Genomic DNA, 17768 nt, shown 5'->3' on the forward strand with positions numbered 1-17768 from the left:
GGGGAGGACCGGGCACCCGGCTGGGCCGGACCGCGCTGGCGCCGGATGGTCTTCGCGCCTGCCCGTGGCCTGTCGCGTCATCCGGCCCGCAGGGTCGCCAGCAGTTCGCTCACGGCCGCGCGGCCCGCCCGGTTGGCGCCGATGGTGGAGGCGGACGGGCCATACCCGACCAGATGGACGCGGGGGTCCTTCGCCACCTGCGTGGCCAGACGCCCGGTCATCACGATGCCGCCCGCGGCGTCCGGCTCGCGCAGCATCAGCGGGGCCAGGTGATCCAGGGAACTGCGAAAGCCGGTGCACCAGAGGATCACGTCCGCGTGGAGCCGCGTCCCGTCCGCCCAGCGGACGCCATCCTCGACAATGTCGCTGAACATCGGCCGCGCCCGCAGCACCCCCCGCGCCCGCATCGCGTCCACGGCCGGCGTGACGGGGAGCCCGGTGACCGACACCACCGAGGCCGGGGGGAGGCCACGCCGGACCCGGTCTTCCACCAGGGCCACGGCCGCATGCCCCGCCTGCGCGTCAAACGGCCCCTCGCGGAACACCGGGGGCCGGCGCGTTACCCAGGTGGTGGTGGTGACCTGTGAAACCTCGTCGAGCAGCTGCAGGGCGGAGATGCCGCCACCCACCACCACGACGTGCCGGCCGGCGAACGCCTGGGCCGAGTGGTAGTCCCGGGTGTGCAGCTGCTGACCGCGGAAGCGCTCCATCCCAGGATAAGTGGGGATGTACGGGGTTTCCCAGGTGCCGGTGGCGTTGATCAGGCCCCGGGCGGAGAAGTCCCCCCGGTCGGTCTCCACCTTGAAGCGCCCGCCGTGCCGCGTCACCAGCGTGACCCGGACCGGCCGCAGCACCGGAAGGTCGAAGGTTCGCTCGTACGCCGCGAAATACCGTGGGACGGCGACCCTGGCCTGCACGTGCGTCTCGCCGGGCGCCACCACGTCCGAGAACGGCAGACCCGGCAGGTCATGAATGCGGTTGACGGTGCTCAGCGTCAGGGTGGGCCAGCGAAACTGCCACGCGCCCCCAGGGGCCGAAGCGGCATCCAGCAGGACAAAGCCCGTGCGGCCTTCCAGGCCGGCCCGCTTGAGGTGGTAGGCCGCGGACAGCCCCGCCTGGCCGCCCCCGATCACGACGATGTCGGTTTTCAGCGCCACGCCGGGAGGCGCCAGTCTGGAGGGCGGGTCAGGCAGGTCGGGCATCATGCAGGGTCACCAGCGATCAGGGTACGGGGTCAGGGGCAGGCTGGGGTAGACGGTCAGGTCATCTTGAACCGTAGAGTGTGCACGTCGCGGGCAGGCACGATGGACTGTGGATGCGGTCGCGGGACGTTCAGGTGAGCTTGACCAGCCGGATTGGCATACGGCGCGGGTGGCGACACCTTGGCAAGGCCCGGTTCAGGTCAGGCACGGGGAGCGCGTGCCGTCAGACCCGGAGACTCGGCCATACTGAGCCACGTGGTGGACCTGACCCCGCTCCTCCTGCGGCTGACGACCGGACCGATGCAGGAGCGGCAGACACCCACTCTGGCCTGCAGATTACGGTTCTTCTTCCACTGCACGATGCTTGAACATCACAGGAGCGACCATGACTGATCCACACAGCCAGCCTGCCGGCGGCGCGGCCCTCACCAGTGGCAACCCGGTGTTTCCCGGCTGGTACGCCGACCCGGAGCTGCATGTGTTCTCCGGCCCGGACGGCGAGAGGCGCTATTACATCTATCCGACCGGGTCGGCGGACTTCACGCGCCAGGCGTCCTTCGAGTGCTGGTCCAGCGCCAACCTGACCGACTGGGTCAACCACGGCACCATCCTCGACTTCCGCGACGTGCCGTGGAGCACCAACTACGCCGCCTGGGCGCCGTCCTGCGCCCAATCCCCCAGGGACGGAAAGTTCTACTTCTATTTCTCCGCCGGTGACGGCGCGGGCATCGGCGTGGCCGTGTCGGACTCGCCCAGCGGTCCGTTCCGGGACGCGATCGGGCTGCCGCTGATCCGTGACTACCTGCATGGCGCCCAGCCGATCGACGCGCACTGCTTCGTGGACGATGACCACCAGGCGTACCTGTACTACGGCGGTCACGGCCATTGTGTGGTGGCGCCGCTGACGCCCACCATGTGCGCCGTGCACCGGGCGCCGCGCGAGATCACGCCCAGCCCCGGTTACGTGGAGGCGCCGTTCATGGTGAAGCGGCGCGGGGTGTACTACCTGATGTGGAGCGAAGGCGACTGGGCGGACAGCACGTACCTGGCCGCGTACGGGGTGTCGGACAGTCCCCTCGGGCCGTTCACGTACGGCGGGCGGATCCTGGAGAACCATCCGGACGTCGCCCTGGGGGCGGGGCACCACTCGGTGCTGCGGCTGCCCGGGACGGAGGACGAATGGGTGATCTGTTATCACCGGCGGCCGCTGGGCGAGACGAACATGCACCACCGGGTGACGTGCATCGACCGGCTGGTGTTCCGTGACGATGGCAGCATCGCGCCGGTGACGCTGACCCACCACGGCGTGCCGGCCCACCCCGCCACCGCCGGCTGACCACGGGGGCGGCGCGGGTCTGCCGCGTGTGGAGATCGTGAGCGTTCCGGAGAGATCCCTAGGTGCCGCAGCGTCTTTTCCTGGCCGGCTCCAGGGACGATCTGGCCGACCGGAGGGGTGCGAACTGCGCGTGTGACGACCGGTCTCACGTTGACCGCCGGGCGCGTGTGCGGGGGTCGGCGGTGCTGACGCTGCTGGCCACCGCGCCCGCCGGTCGAGGTGGCGAGTCGATGAGCGGCACCACGAAGCGGCCGGCGGAAGGACGTTGCATGGGTGCGGTGGAGCGCGCCATGACCACGTAGAGCGCTTTCCAGAAGGGTGCGATCAGGACGTCCGCCCCCAGCGTCACCGCAACGATGCTGGACTTCCAAGACCAGCGGGCGCTGGTGGCGGTTTCCAGCGCCCGCTGTGTGCTTCCCGGGCCGGACCGCCTGAGTCTCAAGCGCGCCGGCCCAATGAGCGGCGGAGGAAACGAGCTCATCAGCGAGCCTCACACTCCGGCCCCAGGGAGGACTCTGCAGCACCCTGACCTGTGCTCAACGCGCGAGGGCCGGGCTCGTGAGGGTCCCGGCCCTGCCTCGCCGCGACGACCCGGGCCGTCAGGCGGCCTTCACCTGGTTGCGGCCCGCATGCTTTGCCGCATAGAGCGCTTCATCGGCGCGTTTCAGGAAGCCCTGGAGCGACTCGCCGGTCCGCACCTGCGCGACGCCCAGACTGACCGTGACGGCGTGGCGCTCATCGCTGATGCCGGCGATGCTCAACCGGAGGCGCTCGGCCATGGTCCGCGCTTCGTCCACGGTGGTGGACGGGACCACCACCAGAAACTCCTCGCCGCCCCAGCGGCCAACCAGGCTGCCGCGCCGCAGCGTGTCCCGCACGGCCGCCCCGGTGCGCTGCAGCACCACGTCGCCGTACTCGTGGCCGTACGTGTCGTTCACCAGCTTGAAGTGGTCGAGATCGAACAGGATCACACTCAACGGCTCCTGCCGTTCCTCGGCCCGACTGAGCGCGGAGGCGAGCCACAGCATCAGCTGCCGGCGATTGGGCAGGCCGGTCAGAACATCGAGGTACGCCGCCTGGGCTTCGCTCTCGGCCCGGGCGATGCTGCTGACATAGCGGCCCTGCAGAACGCTGAACAGCGCGAGGAAGCTGATGAAGGTGACGTGGGACAGCAGCAGCTGCACCAGCAGCACCGTATGCCCGCGTTCGGCATCCGATCCCCCGGACCCCATCACGATGTACGCCAGGACGGTGACGGTCAGGGCTGCCAGGAGACTGACCGACGCCGCCAGCGCCGCGGACGCACGGAACACCAGGAAGGCCACCACATACGCGAGCGGCAGCCAGTAGGAGTAGATGCCCAGGCCGTTCACGACCTGCTCCACCAGGACCGCCTGCGCGACCTTGTAGACGCCGGTGCCGGCCAGAATCGCGAAATACAGCGTGCCGATCACTGGCGCGTGCTGAGGCCACGCCCTGATCCACATCAGGAACAGCACATTTTTGAGGATCAGCACCGCCAGCCCGACCTGAACCCCCATAGTCCAGTGCAGCGGAAAGCCCACCACCAGCGCGAAGATCGACGTGAGCAGGGAAATGCTGATGATCGTCAGCAGCGCCTGCCGCCGAAACTGCTGTTCGTGGACAGAAGCAGGAGGAGGGTCGAGCAGAGCGGCCAGCACGGAAGGTCACCGTAGCGCAGTGAGCCTGACAGAAGCCTCTCCGCGCGTGATGCTAAAGGCATGCAAAGACCACCTCGTCCGCGAGGACGTCGCCCGCTGCGGCACCTCTGAACACCAGGGCGGTGGGTGGCCACGCACGAAAACCCGCTGCCCCGCCCGCGGACGGCGGACTCGCGAGGTTCCGGCGGGGCTCGTGTGGCCAGCAGGGTCAGCAGGCGCCCGCCCTGAACGGTGAGTGCGAGGTGGCGCCGACCCGGAGCGCGTCGACCAGCGGAGAGGGCGCTGGACGCCTGACCTCGTACGGGTCCGTCCAGACGGGCGGTGGGCCGTCCCGGCGCGGTCGGCGTGGTGCGTGGAGCGTCCACGGGGGTGTTCACCTCGCCTGGCCGGCCCGAGGGCACGCGGCACCACAGCACGTCGCGGACGGCGTCCGCTCCGATCAGGTGGGTGGAGGCCGGGCAGGTCCTGGCGGTGGCGCACCCCGCGGGCGGAGCCGCGCTTCGCGAGGGGCGAACCGTGGCTCCTCGCCGCCACCCATGAGCGATGGTGCCCTTCCGTCAGGACGCGGTGGACTCCCGGGTGTTGAGGGGAAGTCAGGTCGGCGCTCCCTCCTGCAACGGCACCACCGGGGCACCGCGGTCAGCGGTTCACAGCTGAATGTCGGGGTTGAGATGCCGTCCGCCCGCGAATCGTTCGTACTGGAAGGGCGTGACGTCAAGGAAGGGAACGTCGTTCACGGCCAGCTGCGCCGCGACGCGCGCGATCGCGGCCGCCTGCATGACCCCGTGCCCGGAAAAGCCGCAGGCGTTGATCCATCCCTCCGCCCCCGGCAGGGGGCCGATGATCGGCTCGTGGTCCGGGGTGAGTTCGTAGTACCCCCACCAGCTCGCCCGCTGATCGAGCGTGGCCTGCTCCAGCACGGGGAAGCGTGCCAGGGCGAGCTTCAGGGTGGGTTCCAGCCAGTCCCAGTTCATGCCTTCGCGCCAGCCGCGGTCGCTGGGATCCGAGCGTCCGAAGATCACCCGTTCACCTTCGGACCGCAGGTACACCCCGCTGTGCAGGTCGAAGATCATCGGCAGGCGTGCCTGCACGTTCATCGGACCGGTGGTGAACACCATCCGCCGGGCTGGCCAGACGGGCAGGTCCAGCCCGGCCAGCCGGCCGAGTTCACCGGACCACGCGCCGGCGGCATTCAGCAGCAGCGGCGCTTCGAACTGACCTGCGGGGACGCGGACGTGCCACTGCCGCCCGCGGCGGGCGATGCTCGTCACGCGGCTGTCCAGCAGCACGGTCGCGCCCAGCGCCCGCGCCCGCCGGACATAGCCGTGCGTCAGGCTGTGGGCGTCCACCACGCCGTCGGTGGCGCAGTAGGTGCAGCCGCCCAGCCCCTCTGGGCTGAAGGCCGCGTGCCGCTGGCCTTCGGCTGGGGTCAGCACCTCGGTGGGCACGCCGTGACGGTGCTGCAACGCGACGGCCTGCAGGTGCGCGGCCCATTCGGTGTCCGGCACCAGCATCAGGTAGCCCTCCGGACGGTAGCCGGATTCGGGCATGGCCGCGTACTCGGCGATGCTGTGCTGGGCCAGCAGGATGTTCGCTTCGGTGGTGAACTGATGACGCACGCCCGCCACGCTCTTACCGGTCGAGCCGCTGGCCGGGCGGTCCTGTTCGACCAGCAGCACCTTCAGGCCGCGCTCGGAGAGCCGCCAGGCGCTCGCCGCGCCGATGATGCCGGCCCCGATCACCACGATGTCGGCCGTGAGGGTCGTCACGCCAGGTCGGCGTCCACCACCGGGAAACCCTCGACCGGGAAGGTGTCCACGTTCGCCGAGCGCTGCTGCACGAGCACGCCGCCGTCCACCGAGATGAACTGCCCGGTGATGTACGCCGCGTCGTCCGACGCGAGGAACAGGGCCGCGCCGGTCATGTCCTCCGCCACCCCGTAGCGCCCCAGCGGCACCGTCTGCGCGCGTTCGCGCAGCTGCGCCTCGCTCAGACCGTAGGTGTTGATGAAGCCCGGCACCACACCGTTGACCCGCACGCCGTAAGGGGCGAGGTCGAGGGCCATCGCCCGGGTCATCGCCTCGATGCCGCCCTTGGTCGCGTCGTAGGCGACGTTGCCCCGGTGGGCGCGGGTCGCGCCGCCCGAGGAGGTGCTGATGATCACCCCCCGGCGCCGCCGCGCCATCACGCCCGCCGCCCGGTGGGAGCAGAGAAAGACGCTCTTGAGGTTCACGCCGATGATCCGGTCCCACCACGCCTCGTCGGCCTCCAGGAAGTGCCGGGTGGTGTCGATCAGTCCCGCGTTGTTGTACAGCACATCGACATACCCGAGTTCCGCCTCCACCCGGGCGAACATCGCTTCGACCGCCTCACGCGCCGAGACGTCCGCCGGCGTGGCCAGGGCGGCACCGCCTGCCGCCGTGATCTCGTCCACCACCGCCTGAACCGCCGGCTGGTTGATGTCGTTGACCGCGACCCGGGCGCCCTCCGCGGCGAACCTGAGCGCCACCGCCCGTCCGATGCCGCCGCCCGCCCCGGTGACGAGCACCACTTTGCCTGTGAACCTGCTGCGGATGTCTGCACTCATATGGGTTCTCCTGAAAAGTGAGGGTCTGCCGGAAGGTCACGACCGATGCTCCCCTCCATCAGAGGAGGGCGCACCACCTCAATCGGCGGGGCCACCTGGCATGTCCACGGGTGCGCCGGAGCGTTCCACCCGAATGACCGGCCGGGAGCGTTGCGCCCGCCACGCTGCGTGGTGGAGTCGGTTGCGACCGTCGACATGGGATCATACCCGGTGGACCAGGCCATGACGTCCAGGTGCTGTTGGTGCGTCGGCCCGCCTTCATCGAGCCGCGCCCCGAACCGCTCCCGTCCGCGTCGGCGGGTGCGCTCCACGCTGATGTTGGCGGCCAGGGTCACGAAGACGACCGCGTTGAACCATGAAATCAGCGCAGCGCCCCAGCCGCACCGCGGCCCGCTGAGCACCCAGCGCTCCTGCCCGGACAGGTCGCCGTGGAGCAGCGCGGGGCGCGCGCCTGACGGGAGAGGGCGGCTCGCTGGGTGCCCGCAGGAACTCGTCGGTATCGACCGGCTCCCGCAGGAACCGGGTGGCCCGGAGACGCCCCAGCGCCGTGATTCCGGCACCGGACGCCCCCAGAACCTGCAGTCGAAGCGGCGCGGTCACGCGAGACCCGTACGGCGCGGCGCCGGGCCAGGAAGCGCCACGCCGACGCGGAGTGACCCGCCGCACGAGCAGAACAGCCGGGGAGGCATGGCGTTCAGGAGACACCGTGGTTTACACCGGGCAGACTCTGGGACCTCGATGCGATGAACGCCGCGCTCGACTGCGCTCCGGCGCGCGTCATTCTTGCCCCCCATAGAACTGTACCGGTGGCCTCCACGGCTTCACCGACATTGATGGGGGCGCTCGGCGTCCCACGGAGAGGCCCACCCGCAACAGGAACGCGAGCGACCAGCCGTTCTGTGGCGTCAGGATGGTCTGCAGCACCGACAGCAACGGGCCCATGCGGCACCTGACCTCTCGCTGGTCAGCAGCGGAGGTGACGCCAGGGGCACCAGTGGCGGTGCTCAGGCCACCGCGCTGTTCGTGCTGTGGCGGTGCACGCCAGCGTGGACTTGACCAGCGGAGCTGGGGTGCCTGCAGGGCGGGAGTGTGGGCCAGGAGGATCAGGCCCGGTCAGGTGGAGACGGCGCGGGGGACCCGGCAGGCTAAGGCGGCCCGGCGCTTCCACACTGGCGCTGCGGAGGTCGCGGCGTTTCCGGGGCGAGCATCAGGAGATTGACGGGCCCGAGCGAGCTGGCCGCCCCTGGGTGCGGAGCGGTCCCGGTCCGTGGAAGCGGCGGTAACTGGAGCGCCGACCCGCTTCGAGGTGCCTCTCCTGTGGGCCGGGCCCGTCATGGAACTTTTGTCGCGCCGCGCCCCTCTAAGGTATGAGGTGACCTTGAATGACCCTTCCGTTCCTGCCTGGCCGGCTCATCCGGCGCCGCTGTCGACCCTGGAGGACCGGGTCCTGGCGCGGCTGGCCGTCCGCGACGACCGGGCGTTCGAGGTGCTGGTGAGGCGCCACGCGCCCGCTGTGCACCGGCTGGCCGCCAGCATGGTGGGTCCCGGCGCAGCGGACGATGTGGTGCAGGACGTGTTCATCTCGGTGCACCGGGGGCTGCGGCGCTTCCGGGGAGACGCGCTGTTCAGCACGTGGCTGCACCGCATCACCCTCAACGCCTGCCGCCAGGCCCTGAAAGCGCGCCGGTTCATCCCACTGGATGAGGCGCCGGAGTCGCCGGCGTCCCATGACCCGGTCCGCGCTGGGGAGCAGGCGCAGCTGCGCGCGCAGCTGGCGGCCGCCCTCCAGAGTCTGCCGCCGGACCAGCGCGAGGCCGTCACCCTGCGGGAGGTCGCGGGGCTGGAGTACGCGGACATCGCCCGGGTCACCGGCGCGGAGCTGGGCACCGTCAAGAGTCGCATCCACCGGGGCCGCGCCGCGCTGCGCGCGTGGCTCACCCGCGCCGGGTTCACGCCATGAACGGACCGCCCATGACCGCACACGACCCGGGTTCAGATGCCGACCTCGAGGCCATGTTCGTCCGTGCCCGGACCCTGGGGCGTGAGGATCTCACCGCTGCAGACCGCTTTCTGGCGGGCCACCGCGCCCGGGCGCGGCGCCGGCGGGCCGGCGGGCTGTCGGTGCTGCTCGCCGCGGCGGCGGTGGCCAGCGTGATTGCCCTGCGACCCTCGGCGCCGGCCGACCTGCCCAGCAGCGCCGCCTACGCGGCGTACCAGGGCGCGCTGGGGACCGGGTGGTAGGGCGCGCCTCCCGGGCCTGGGCGCTGCTCGCTCTGCTCAGCGCCCACGCGGCTGCCGGGGCCACCGCGGACGGCCTGTGGACGGCCCTGAACCGCGCCCGGACCTTCACGGCGCGCGGCCAGGTGGACGTCACCGTGAACTTCCCGCCGCGGGCGGAGCCGACCCGCCGCGCCGCGCAGCTCCCGGCCGTGCCGTTCCGCCCGGCACTGCTGCGGCGGAACTTCCGCGTCGTGCTGGCCGGCGAGGAGCAGGTGGCCGGCCGAGTCGCGACGCGGTACGACCTCACGCCCGGCAATCCCGGGGCGAGCCGCTGGACGGTGTGGGTGGACGTGGCCTGGCAGGTGCCGCTGGCGTTCGAGGAGCGCCGACCCGGCGGGGCACTGGCGCGCCGGGCCAGCTTTCTCAACGTGAACGCCACCCTGGCGGCCGTCCACCGCCCGCTGCCGTCCCCGCCTGCGGGCCTGCGCGCCGCCGTGCTGCAGGCGCTGCCGGGCCTGCAGCTGCCGGACGACTTCACGCCGGTCGAGGTGGCGCGCCAGGGTGGCCGCTGGACGGTGACGCTCTCCGATGGGGTGAACGTGCTGGCGCTGGTGATCGCCCCGAGCGGCGTGCGGGCGGCGCCGGGCGTGGTGTCCAGGAGGGTGGATGGCCGCTTTGTCTGGCTGGTCGGCGCGCTCCCGCAGGGGGACCTGAGCGGGGCGCTGACGGACCTGCGGCGGCTGCGTCCGGCCCTGCTCGAACCGTTCGTGCGCCCGCTGCCCTGACGCCCCGTCCTGCTGCCCTCACCCGACCCTGTCCTGTTCCAGGAGCCCCCATGACCCTCCCGCCCCATCCGTTTCCGCTCACCGCTGAGGACGCCGCCCATTTTCTGCGCCGCACGGCCTTTGGTCCCACCGACGCTCAGATCCATGCGCTCGTCGGTCAGGACGCCCGGGCGGTGGCCCGGGCGGCCCTGACGTTCCGCGGTCAGGGCGCCCCGGACAATCCCTTCGATCCGTCGCAGGGCGTCACGCCCGGCGCGATGCTTCAGCTCACGCGGGCCCGCTGGCTGTATGAACTGCTGTACTCGCCTGAGCCACTGCGTGAAAAGCTGGCGTTGACCTGGAGCAATCACTTCGTGGTGGGCACCGACAAGGTGCGGAACGGCCCCAGCCTGGCCGGGTACCTGACGCTGCTGCGCACGCACGCCGCCACCGACAGCTTCGAGACCTTCGCGCGGGCGGTCGCGCAGTCGCCGGCGATGCTGCGCTACCTCGACAACGACCAGAACCGGCGGGGCAGGCCGAACGAGAACTTCAGCCGTGAGCTGCTGGAGCTGTTCACGACCGGCATCGGTCCCTACAGCGAGGCGGATGTCCATGAGGGCGCCCGGGCACTCAGCGGCTGGACCTTCACCGGCGGGCGCGGCACCAGGCAGTTCCTGGAGGCGCCGCGGTTCGTGTTCAACCGGCAGCAGCACGATGACGGTCAGAAAACCTACCTGGGGCAGCGGGGTGCCTTCACCGGCGAGGACGTGATCCGCCTCGCGGCCACGCACCCCCAGACCGCCACGCGGGTGTGCTTTAAGCTGCACCGCGCCTTCGTTCGCGACACGCCGGACGCCGAGGCGGTGGAGGGCAGCGCGGCCACCTGGCGCCGCACCGGCGGCAACGTGCGGGCGGTGCTGGAGGAGCTGCTGTCCAGCGCCGCCTTCTACGCGCCGGAGCAGCGCAGCAGCATCATCCGCAGCCCGGTGGAGTTCGTGGTGGGCGCGCTGCGCAGCCTCGGCGCGCCACGGCTGGAGGCGGAGCGCGTGCTGAGCCTCACGCAGACGGCCGGCCGGATGGGTCAGCTGCTGCTGCAGCCGGACACCGTCAAAGGCTGGGACGGGGGGCGCGCGTGGATCAACGACGCCACGCTGCTCGGCCGGATGCAGCTGGCGGCGGCCCTGACGCTCGGCGCCAAGGCCCCGCGCCTCCCGGCCGCCCCGACCCCGCTGGCGCTGCTGGGCCAAGCCGCGCCGTTGCCCGGCACCGAGCGGCTCAGCGCCGCGCAGCGCACCTACCTGACCCTGATCAGCCCGGAATTTCAGCTCGCCTGAGGGAGCCCCCATGATCACACGACGCGATTTCCTGAAGTCCGCCGCGCTGGCCATCGCCGCCACCAGCGGCATGCCCGCGTTCCTGGCGCGCGCTGCGGCGCAGGCGCAGGCGGGAGACACGACCCTGGTGGTCATTCAGCTGACCGGCGGCAACGACGGCCTGAATACCGTGGTGCCGTACAGCAACGGCGCGTACTACGCCGCGCGGCCCACCATCGCCATCCCGAGACGGGACGTGCTGCCCCTCACCGAAGACCTGGGCATGCACCCGGCGCTCAAGCCGCTGACTGCCCTCTGGGACGCCGGGCAGCTCGCCTGGATGGAGAACGTGGGGTACCCCAACCCGAACCGCAGCCACTTCGCGAGCATGGCGATCTGGCACACCGCCGACCCCACCCAGGCGCAGGCGGACGGCTGGATCGGCCGCATCGCCGAGCAGATCGGCGATCCCTTCTGCGCCAGCACCCCGGGCGTGACGACGCCCCAGGCGCTGCGCGCCAGTGACTTCAGCCTGCCGAGCATCGGCGCGCTGGACACCTTTCAGGTCAAGCTGCCGCAGGGCGTGGAGGGCGCCTTTCAGCAGCTGATGGACGCCCCGCGGCGCGGCGAGGCCGAGTACCTGGCGCGCGCCACCCGCCAGATGCTGCAGAACACCGCCCGCGTGCAGCAGAACGCCAAGCGCTACCGCGCCGGGGCCACCTACCCGGATGGCAGCTTCGCCGCCCAGCTGCGGGACGCCGCGCGCCTGATCGCCGCCGGAGTCGGCCAGCGGGTGCTGTACGTGTCGCTGGGCGGCTTCGACACGCACGCCGGACAGCGGGCCGAGCAGGACGAGCTGCTGGGCACTCTCGCCGCTGGGCTGGCCGCGTTCCAGCAGGACCTGGACCGCCAGGGGCTCGCCGAGCGGGTGGTGGTGATGGGCTTCTCGGAATTCGGGCGCCGCGTTGCGGAGAACGGCAGCGCCGGCACCGACCACGGCCAGGGCAGCGTGATGTTCGCGTTGGGGCACGCGGTGAAGGGCGGGGTGCACGGCGACAGCCCGGACCTGGAGGCGCTCAGTGACGGAGACATCCAGTACCGGCAGGACTTCCGCGGCATCTACGCCACGGCCCTGACCGGGTGGCTGAACCTGGACGCCCGCGAGGTGCTCGGCGGCACGTTCGGAGGCCCGGCATGGCTCGCGTGACGCTCCCGGCCCTGTGCGCCCTGCTGGGCCCGTTGGTGCTCGCGGTGCCGAGGACGCTGGCGCTGCCCACCTACCGCCGGCAGGCCGCCCAGCTGATGCACTACGACCAGGACACCCCGCTGTGGGCGCTGGACCGCCGGGTGGTGCCGTGCACCTTCTGCCATGTGGAGGTGACCGGGGGCCCGCCATGGAACGTGTTCGGGGAGGAGATCCGCGCCGCGTTCACCGCCGACGCGCGCGCGGGCCGGCACCGCCCCTTCCCGCAGGTGCTGCAGGACCTGCTGGCCTCCGGCGCGGATGCCGACCGGGACGGGTACGCCGACGTGCTCGAGGTGTTCGCGCGGACCCTGCCCGGAGACCCGTCAAGTCGGCCCGGCGAGCCGCCCGAGCAGGTCATGGCCGCCTTTGAGCACGCTGGGGGCATGCGGCTGTATCAAGCGAAGAGGCCCGAGCAGCAATGAGCGCCCCGCCACCAGCTAGCGGGCGCCGGGCGGACCGGGCTCGCCCTTCAACTGCTGCCTCCACTGCCGCCCCCGGTCCACCTTCCATCCTGGGTCCTGGCGAACCTCGGCGCCCCCGGAAGGGGAGGGCCGCCGGGCCGCGGCGGTCCTGACGTCCACGCCTCCAGGCCGTGGCAACCGGGGGGCCTGGGCACGGCCGGCAGACCGCCGTGCGGGGTCAGTGGGGCGTTGCCGCCTCGTCTTGCGGGCTGGAGGGCTGACCGTGGAGGGTGAATGGTGAGGGGAACCGGGACTCTGCCCCTGAACATCCCCTCGGGCTTGAAGGCAGTGAGCCACCGAGCTGAATATGTTCGCGGCTTCTGGAAAACTGCACCCCCAGGACGGGAAACGGCCTGGCTTCCACCAGGCCCGGCCAGGACGCGTGAAGTCTTACGCACGGCCTGCATGATCAACCCGAATCGGGTATGCCCTTCGCCAGGCAGCAGGGAGGCTCGGAGATCCTCGAACTGCGGCGGAACTGGCCCCGCACCACAACAGCGAACGCTCGGGGCCGGCTGACCCTCAGCTGCATCTGCCTGGACCGGGACAGCGTTGCTCGCAGGTGCGGGGACGGTTCTGGATACCGCGCGTCGGTCCATGCACCTGCGAGTGGGCTGAAGGAGAAGAACGGCGGGGCGCAGCCACAGTCTGAGCGAGGAGTTCTGGGCGGGGTGGTCCACGTGCTTGCGTCCGCGGTGCAGGCCATCCCATTGAAGCATCGCTCCTTTACTAAGTCTGTCTATGGTTAGATGGCTGTCAATAGACGTCCAGGTCAAACGTCGCGGAATGTCCAGCGGCGTCGCTCAACGTGAAGGCCGTGGAGCCCGCCTGAAAAGCGGCGGTTCGCTGAACGTCAACGGAGAGCCGCAGGGCCTCGAGCGTTGTGGAGGAGCCCTTCACCTTGAGTGTCAATCCAGGCGCGCTGAGCGTCAGGCTCTTCAGGTCAAAACGCTGGGAGAGCTCCCGAGGCAGATTGAGCGTCTGCCAGCTGCTGCCGGTCAGCAGGGCAGCGTAGGTGTGTTCGCCCCCCGTCACCGCGACGCTGGATGAGGGGAGACGCGAGGGCGCTGCTCCAGCCATGCCCATGGTCAGGGCCACCATCACTACTGTTCGTTTCATGAGTTCTCCTGTTTCTGCCTGCCACTCGGCCGGCATTGCCACCTGCTGTTAAGCATTGGCTGTCTACATAGTGTGTCTAGGTATAAGCGATTGTCAAGAGGCGCGGGCGCCCGCAACCACCAGGAGGAGACCGACACGAACCTGCAGCCTGATCCACTGCCCCTGACCAGCACCACGCGCACCTTCACCTGCTGGCGTTGCCTCTGCCCCCGTGCACGGCCTGACTGTGTGACGGCGTGGTCAAGTCCTCAACCCGGCCTGAACGAGCGCAGCGGCCATGGCACGCCCCAGGCCCACGGCCTGCACGGACCCCCCATGCCACACCTGGCCACCCGACCGCTGATCCCCTCCAACCGGTCACGGGCCGTTCGACCCCGCCCTCCACCTTCGTGGCCCCTCGGCGCAAGCGTGGTCCAGAACCACGGCATTCACCATGTTCCCGTGCAACGGGACGCCGGCCGGACACGCCACCTTGAGTGCGGACCGCCCTTCCCCAGGCGCCGCCCCGCATGGCCACCAAGCACCACGCGCCGCCACATCCATGACGAAGTTTCGCTGAACGGTCCGGCACCACGATCATCGGCCAGCGAGCATGTGCAGAAGGGCTGCGCGCTCGCTCCGAGCCTGCCCAACCCAGCCCCTGGACGCCGGTTGCCCGTGCCGGATGCCCCGCTGGTGACCTGTTCGCTCCTCCCTATGGCACACAAGCGGCAGAGCGCTCTCCAGAGGACGTGCATCTCGCCGGCGCGCTTGTTCAGGCGCTCGCGACCACCGCTGCAGATCAAGGCGGCCTGCTGGCAGCATCTGACCTCGAATTAGCGCTCCGCCAACACGCACGTGACCTGGTCAGGCGCACCGTCATGGGAATCACGCCCCCGCTGCGTTCCGGGACCACGACGCCAGAACACCGCGTGCACCACAGCACGGACAGGATCATCCGGCCGGAAAGAACGCTGCTCGCCCGGCGATGATCTCGTGCCTTCAGGTCGACCTTGACGCCCACACCGTGAACGGCCTGCCTCGGGGCCCGCCTGTCAAATGCCCCCGGCCCGTCATGTCCATGCTCCTGTCCGCCGCAGAAAGCGGCGGGCAGGAGGAGGGGTGCGGCCGATAGAGTGGAGGCCGGCTCACCATCAGGGGCCTCGCTTCAGGCCGCTGGGCGTTGAGCGCCGTGGCTCATGTCCTTCTGCCGCTCAGGTGCCGGAGGTGTCGCTTTGTCCGGCACCTGAATCAGAACGTCGTGTCGTGGCCGGGCTGCGGTTGAAATTGTTTCGGCAGCTGACTGGTCAGCACCGCAAAGTCCTTCACCGCGCCGGACCGGTACGTGCCGCTGAAGACGCCGAGGTACAGGGCGTTCGCCTGACCGGGCTGCGTGTGGAGCACCTGCGCCGGGTTTCCGCGGCCCTGGGCACCGGTCGCCACCGTCAACGTCACGGCCGGGACCTGCAGCGAGAGTTTCCCATCCGGGCCGACCGGCGCCGCGGCGACGAACGACTGCCGCGTTCCGTCCGCCCCCTTGACGATCGCCGCGGCGACGACCACCCGGCCCGCCAGGTCCGGTCGGGTGCTGGTGAGGGTCGCGGTGGCGCCGGTGTAGGCCGGCAGCGTGGCCAGGGGACCCACCCACCCGAGGGCCGCTTCCCGGTACCACTGGGCAAAGTTCTGCTGGCCAGAGGGCGGTTTGACCTGCACCACGGCGCCGCCCAGCGTGATGTTCAAAGCGTCCCAGCCGCTGATGCGGACGGGGACGTTGTCCCGCAGCGCCTGGTCCAGCAGGCTGTTGAGGAACAGCACCGGCTGGCCGTCCGCCTGGCGCACGTTGTAGGGCGTGATGGGGAGCTGGAGGGCGTGCCCGTCGGGCAGCTGCACCCGCAGCGCCGCGGCGGAGAGGTTGACCGTCGCGCCACTGTGCTCGAGCTCGTCGATCAACGCGTCCCGTGGGGACTGCAGGTAGGTGTGGCCGGTCAGTTGGCTGGGGATCTGAGCGTCACTGCGGCTGAGGCTGGTGAGGCCCAACGTGACCGCCAGGGTGGTCAGGGCCGTCATTCGGATGAGCGTGGGCATGCGGTACACTCCGTTCATTCCTGCACAGACCCGCACGGGCGGTCCGAGTTCGGCGAGCGCGCGGCGCTCGGCTTCCCCGGCCGGCACGCCGAAGGCCTGCAGGTGGCAGCTGCGTTCGAGCACGTGCTCTTCGAGTTCATCGCGGATCGCCTGGCGTTGGGGCTGAGAGAGGCCCCAGGTCGCGCGGCGCAGGTAGCGTTCCAGTTCGGTCATGGCTGGGGACCCAGGGCGTCGAGGGCGTTGCGGAAGGTGCGCCACTCGTCGCGTTTCTTCTGAAGGACTTCGCGGCCTTTGGCGGTGATCTGGTAATAACGGCGGGGTTTGCCGTTGCGGCCGGGTTCGCGCTCCTCGGTGGTGAGGAGGCCCTCCTGGGTGAGGCGATGGAGGGCTGGGTACAGGCTGCCTTCTTTGAAGTCGAAGTAGCCTTCACTGCGGAGTTTGGTGTCCTGGATGATGCGGAAGCCGTACAGGGCGTCGTGTTCGAGGACGGTCAGGAGGATCAGGTCGAGGTTGCCACGCAGCTGGTCTGGATTCATGTGGGCCTTTCTGGGTCGTGGGCGTCCGAGCGTCCTCGTCGTTGCCGACCATACCTAGCTAAGTCTGTCTACATAGTGCGGCTGGGTATCATGGATGTCAAGCGTGCTGGAGCGCAGCAACCTGGGCCCACCCCCTGAGTGGACCAGCGCTGATGGCAACCCCACCGACCGGTCCGGCGCAGCGCACTCCACACCGCGTCATCACGGAACCGAGGAGCGGCCGACACATCGCACGGTCCGGTGCACCAGACCGCGCCCGAACTCCACCCGGGACAGACCAGCAGGCAAAGATGACCGCCGCATAAGGTCCACACGTGCATCTGCCATTCCAGGGGCCTCAGCCTTGACCGCCCGCCCCTCCATGCCTGAACTCAGCCTGAACGTCACCTCCGAAGCGCACGGCTGCGGCGCAGTGCTGCGCGGACCCTCGCAAGCTCAGGCGCAAGTGCATAGACCACTCCGCATCGGCAGTGGCAACGCCACCTCGGCGCCCTCGACAGAGAGCGGCGCCAGGTCCACAGGCGGGCGCGCCCGCCCCACGAAGCCGGAGTTCAGCGCCTGCATGGCCGGCCCGTCCGCAGCCGGTGGGGGAACCTGCCCGCAGTGATCGGGCGAGACGTGTCGCCGGGTGGCCCACCCTGCGTTTCTAAGCGTGCCTCAACCTCCCTCAAGACAAGCGCACGGCGTGGAGGCGCAACGTGACGTCATGACCAACGATCAGACCGACACCACCCCGCTCGGCAAATCGGTAGAAGAAGTCGAAGGGGAGCCTCAGCTGCGGCACCCCGACAACCGGGGGCTGGTGGGCCGGCTCATCGATCCGCCCCAGCAGGATGGGCAGAACAATGGCGACGTGCCTGAAGGTGTCCTCGCGCCCATCGCGCACGCGATCGGCATCGGGAATGACGAGCCCAGAAACCCCGATGCGGACCGGGACAGCAGCGAAGAATCCTGAGCGGCAAGCGCCCATCGCCCGTCCAGCCCGCTTCGGCGGGCTTGTTCTTGCCTCGGTGACGTGACCCGGGCAACTTGAGACCACGACAATCACCTCGCCGCCGGCATCCTCGGGAACCTGGCCGGAGCCCGCCCCCTTCCCACCTTCAGTGTAGAGCGGACCGGGGGGCTGGTCGCAAGCCGGGGGGCGCCACGTACACTTTGTGGCCCCGGGCAGACGCGCGGCCTGCGGGCGCACGTCACCGCCAGGGCGGTCCAGCAGTGCGGAGGTGGTCCATGAC

The 17768-nt window shown here is 70.4% G+C and carries 16 protein-coding genes; 8 read left to right on the plus strand and 8 right to left on the minus strand.

The features are described 5' to 3' along the window. Positions 1–77 precede the first annotated feature (77 nt). Positions 78–1202, minus strand: coding sequence for an NAD(P)-binding domain-containing protein (locus ABOD76_RS01485; protein ID WP_350241736.1), 1125 nt, complete (start codon positions 1200–1202; stop codon positions 78–80). A 385-nt stretch (positions 1203–1587) separates the two neighbouring features. Here ABOD76_RS01485 and ABOD76_RS01490 point away from each other — a divergent pair, with 385 nt between their 5' ends. Further along, positions 1588–2538, plus strand: coding sequence for a glycoside hydrolase family 43 protein (locus ABOD76_RS01490; RefSeq protein WP_350241470.1), 951 nt, complete (start codon positions 1588–1590; stop codon positions 2536–2538). Positions 2539–2683: 145 nt separating this feature from the next. Here the strand turns inward: ABOD76_RS01490 and ABOD76_RS01495 are convergent, their stop codons facing one another. From ABOD76_RS01495 to ABOD76_RS01510, 4 genes are all read right to left on the minus strand, one after another. Beyond that, the gene (locus tag ABOD76_RS01495; RefSeq protein ID WP_350241472.1) at positions 2684–2809 is read right to left on the minus strand and encodes a hypothetical protein; all 126 of its coding nucleotides are present in this window, start codon (positions 2807–2809) and stop codon (positions 2684–2686) included. A 328-nt stretch (positions 2810–3137) separates the two neighbouring features. Continuing rightward, positions 3138–4220: a GGDEF domain-containing protein gene (locus ABOD76_RS01500; RefSeq protein ID WP_350241474.1), complete on the minus strand. Its 1083-nt coding sequence runs from the start codon at positions 4218–4220 to the stop codon at positions 3138–3140. Between the two features lie 647 nt (positions 4221–4867). Next, on the minus strand, positions 4868–5989 hold the full coding sequence (locus ABOD76_RS01505) for an NAD(P)/FAD-dependent oxidoreductase (protein ID WP_350241476.1): 1122 nt from the start codon (positions 5987–5989) through the stop codon (positions 4868–4870). After that, entirely contained in the window at positions 5986–6807 is an 822-nt protein-coding gene (locus ABOD76_RS01510; protein WP_350241478.1) for an SDR family NAD(P)-dependent oxidoreductase, read from the minus strand. The genes ABOD76_RS01505 and ABOD76_RS01510 overlap by 4 nt, the downstream gene beginning before the upstream one ends. Before the next feature lie 1372 nt (positions 6808–8179). On the opposite strand from ABOD76_RS01510, the gene ABOD76_RS01515 reads away from it, so the two are divergent. Genes ABOD76_RS01515 through ABOD76_RS01540 form a run of 6 tightly spaced genes read left to right on the plus strand, consistent with a single transcriptional unit; the run spans position 8180 to position 12775 of the window. Further along, positions 8180–8767: an RNA polymerase sigma factor gene (locus tag ABOD76_RS01515; RefSeq protein ID WP_380130035.1), complete on the plus strand. Its 588-nt coding sequence runs from the start codon at positions 8180–8182 to the stop codon at positions 8765–8767. 11 nt (positions 8768–8778) lie between these two features. Continuing rightward, on the plus strand, positions 8779–9048 hold the full coding sequence (locus ABOD76_RS01520) for a hypothetical protein (protein ID WP_350241482.1): 270 nt from the start codon (positions 8779–8781) through the stop codon (positions 9046–9048). Beyond that, on the plus strand, positions 9042–9812 hold the full coding sequence (locus ABOD76_RS01525) for a transcriptional regulator (RefSeq protein ID WP_350241484.1): 771 nt from the start codon (positions 9042–9044) through the stop codon (positions 9810–9812). The genes ABOD76_RS01520 and ABOD76_RS01525 overlap by 7 nt, the downstream gene beginning before the upstream one ends. A 50-nt stretch (positions 9813–9862) precedes the next feature. Continuing rightward, positions 9863–11128: a DUF1800 domain-containing protein gene (locus tag ABOD76_RS01530; RefSeq protein WP_350241486.1), complete on the plus strand. Its 1266-nt coding sequence runs from the start codon at positions 9863–9865 to the stop codon at positions 11126–11128. A gap of 10 nt (positions 11129–11138) precedes the next feature. Then, the gene (locus ABOD76_RS01535; RefSeq protein ID WP_350241488.1) at positions 11139–12314 is read left to right on the plus strand and encodes a DUF1501 domain-containing protein; all 1176 of its coding nucleotides are present in this window, start codon (positions 11139–11141) and stop codon (positions 12312–12314) included. Next, positions 12302–12775: a hypothetical protein gene (locus ABOD76_RS01540; protein WP_350241490.1), complete on the plus strand. Its 474-nt coding sequence runs from the start codon at positions 12302–12304 to the stop codon at positions 12773–12775. The genes ABOD76_RS01535 and ABOD76_RS01540 overlap by 13 nt, the downstream gene beginning before the upstream one ends. Before the next feature lie 795 nt (positions 12776–13570). Here ABOD76_RS01540 and ABOD76_RS01545 read toward each other — a convergent pair. The 3 genes from ABOD76_RS01545 to ABOD76_RS01555 all read right to left on the minus strand — a co-directional run bounded on the left by ABOD76_RS01545 (position 13571) and on the right by ABOD76_RS01555 (position 16533). After that, positions 13571–13969: a hypothetical protein gene (locus tag ABOD76_RS01545; protein WP_350241492.1), complete on the minus strand. Its 399-nt coding sequence runs from the start codon at positions 13967–13969 to the stop codon at positions 13571–13573. Positions 13970–15163: 1194 nt separating this feature from the next. Then, complete coding sequence (locus ABOD76_RS01550) at positions 15164–16210, minus strand: permease prefix domain 1-containing protein (protein ID WP_350241494.1); 1047 nt, start codon at positions 16208–16210, stop codon at positions 15164–15166. Beyond that, entirely contained in the window at positions 16207–16533 is a 327-nt protein-coding gene (locus ABOD76_RS01555) for a PadR family transcriptional regulator (protein ID WP_350241496.1), read from the minus strand. Before ABOD76_RS01555 ends, ABOD76_RS01550 begins: the two co-directional genes overlap by 4 nt. 706 nt (positions 16534–17239) lie before the next feature. Here ABOD76_RS01555 and ABOD76_RS01560 point away from each other — a divergent pair. Further along, positions 17240–17488: a hypothetical protein gene (locus tag ABOD76_RS01560; RefSeq protein WP_350241498.1), complete on the plus strand. Its 249-nt coding sequence runs from the start codon at positions 17240–17242 to the stop codon at positions 17486–17488. Positions 17489–17768: the final 280 nt, after the last annotated feature.

The organism is Deinococcus sonorensis KR-87 (genome assembly GCF_040256395.1).
GTDB classification, from domain to species: domain Bacteria; phylum Deinococcota; class Deinococci; order Deinococcales; family Deinococcaceae; genus Deinococcus; species Deinococcus sonorensis.

What these genes read in the sequence shown, in the direction of transcription:
- ABOD76_RS01530 (WP_350241486.1), top strand. Translation starts at nt 9,863, where the DNA reads ATGACCCTCCCGCCCCATCCGTTTCCGCTCACCGCTGAGGACGCCGCC.
- ABOD76_RS01560 (WP_350241498.1), top strand. Translation starts at nt 17,240, where the DNA reads ATGACCAACGATCAGACCGACACCACCCCGCTCGGCAAATCGGTAGAA.
- ABOD76_RS01485 (WP_350241736.1), bottom strand. Translation starts at nt 1,202, where the DNA reads ATGCCCGACCTGCCTGACCCGCCCTCCAGACTGGCGCCTCCCGGCGTG.
- ABOD76_RS01550 (WP_350241494.1), bottom strand. Translation starts at nt 16,210, where the DNA reads ATGACCGAACTGGAACGCTACCTGCGCCGCGCGACCTGGGGCCTCTCT.
- ABOD76_RS01555 (WP_350241496.1), bottom strand. Translation starts at nt 16,533, where the DNA reads ATGAATCCAGACCAGCTGCGTGGCAACCTCGACCTGATCCTCCTGACC.
- ABOD76_RS01535 (WP_350241488.1), top strand. Translation starts at nt 11,139, where the DNA reads ATGATCACACGACGCGATTTCCTGAAGTCCGCCGCGCTGGCCATCGCC.
- ABOD76_RS01510 (WP_350241478.1), bottom strand. Translation starts at nt 6,807, where the DNA reads ATGAGTGCAGACATCCGCAGCAGGTTCACAGGCAAAGTGGTGCTCGTC.
- ABOD76_RS01540 (WP_350241490.1), top strand. Translation starts at nt 12,302, where the DNA reads ATGGCTCGCGTGACGCTCCCGGCCCTGTGCGCCCTGCTGGGCCCGTTG.
- ABOD76_RS01545 (WP_350241492.1), bottom strand. Translation starts at nt 13,969, where the DNA reads ATGCCGGCCGAGTGGCAGGCAGAAACAGGAGAACTCATGAAACGAACA.
- ABOD76_RS01495 (WP_350241472.1), bottom strand. Translation starts at nt 2,809, where the DNA reads ATGCAACGTCCTTCCGCCGGCCGCTTCGTGGTGCCGCTCATCGACTCG.
- ABOD76_RS01490 (WP_350241470.1), top strand. Translation starts at nt 1,588, where the DNA reads ATGACTGATCCACACAGCCAGCCTGCCGGCGGCGCGGCCCTCACCAGT.
- ABOD76_RS01520 (WP_350241482.1), top strand. Translation starts at nt 8,779, where the DNA reads ATGACCGCACACGACCCGGGTTCAGATGCCGACCTCGAGGCCATGTTC.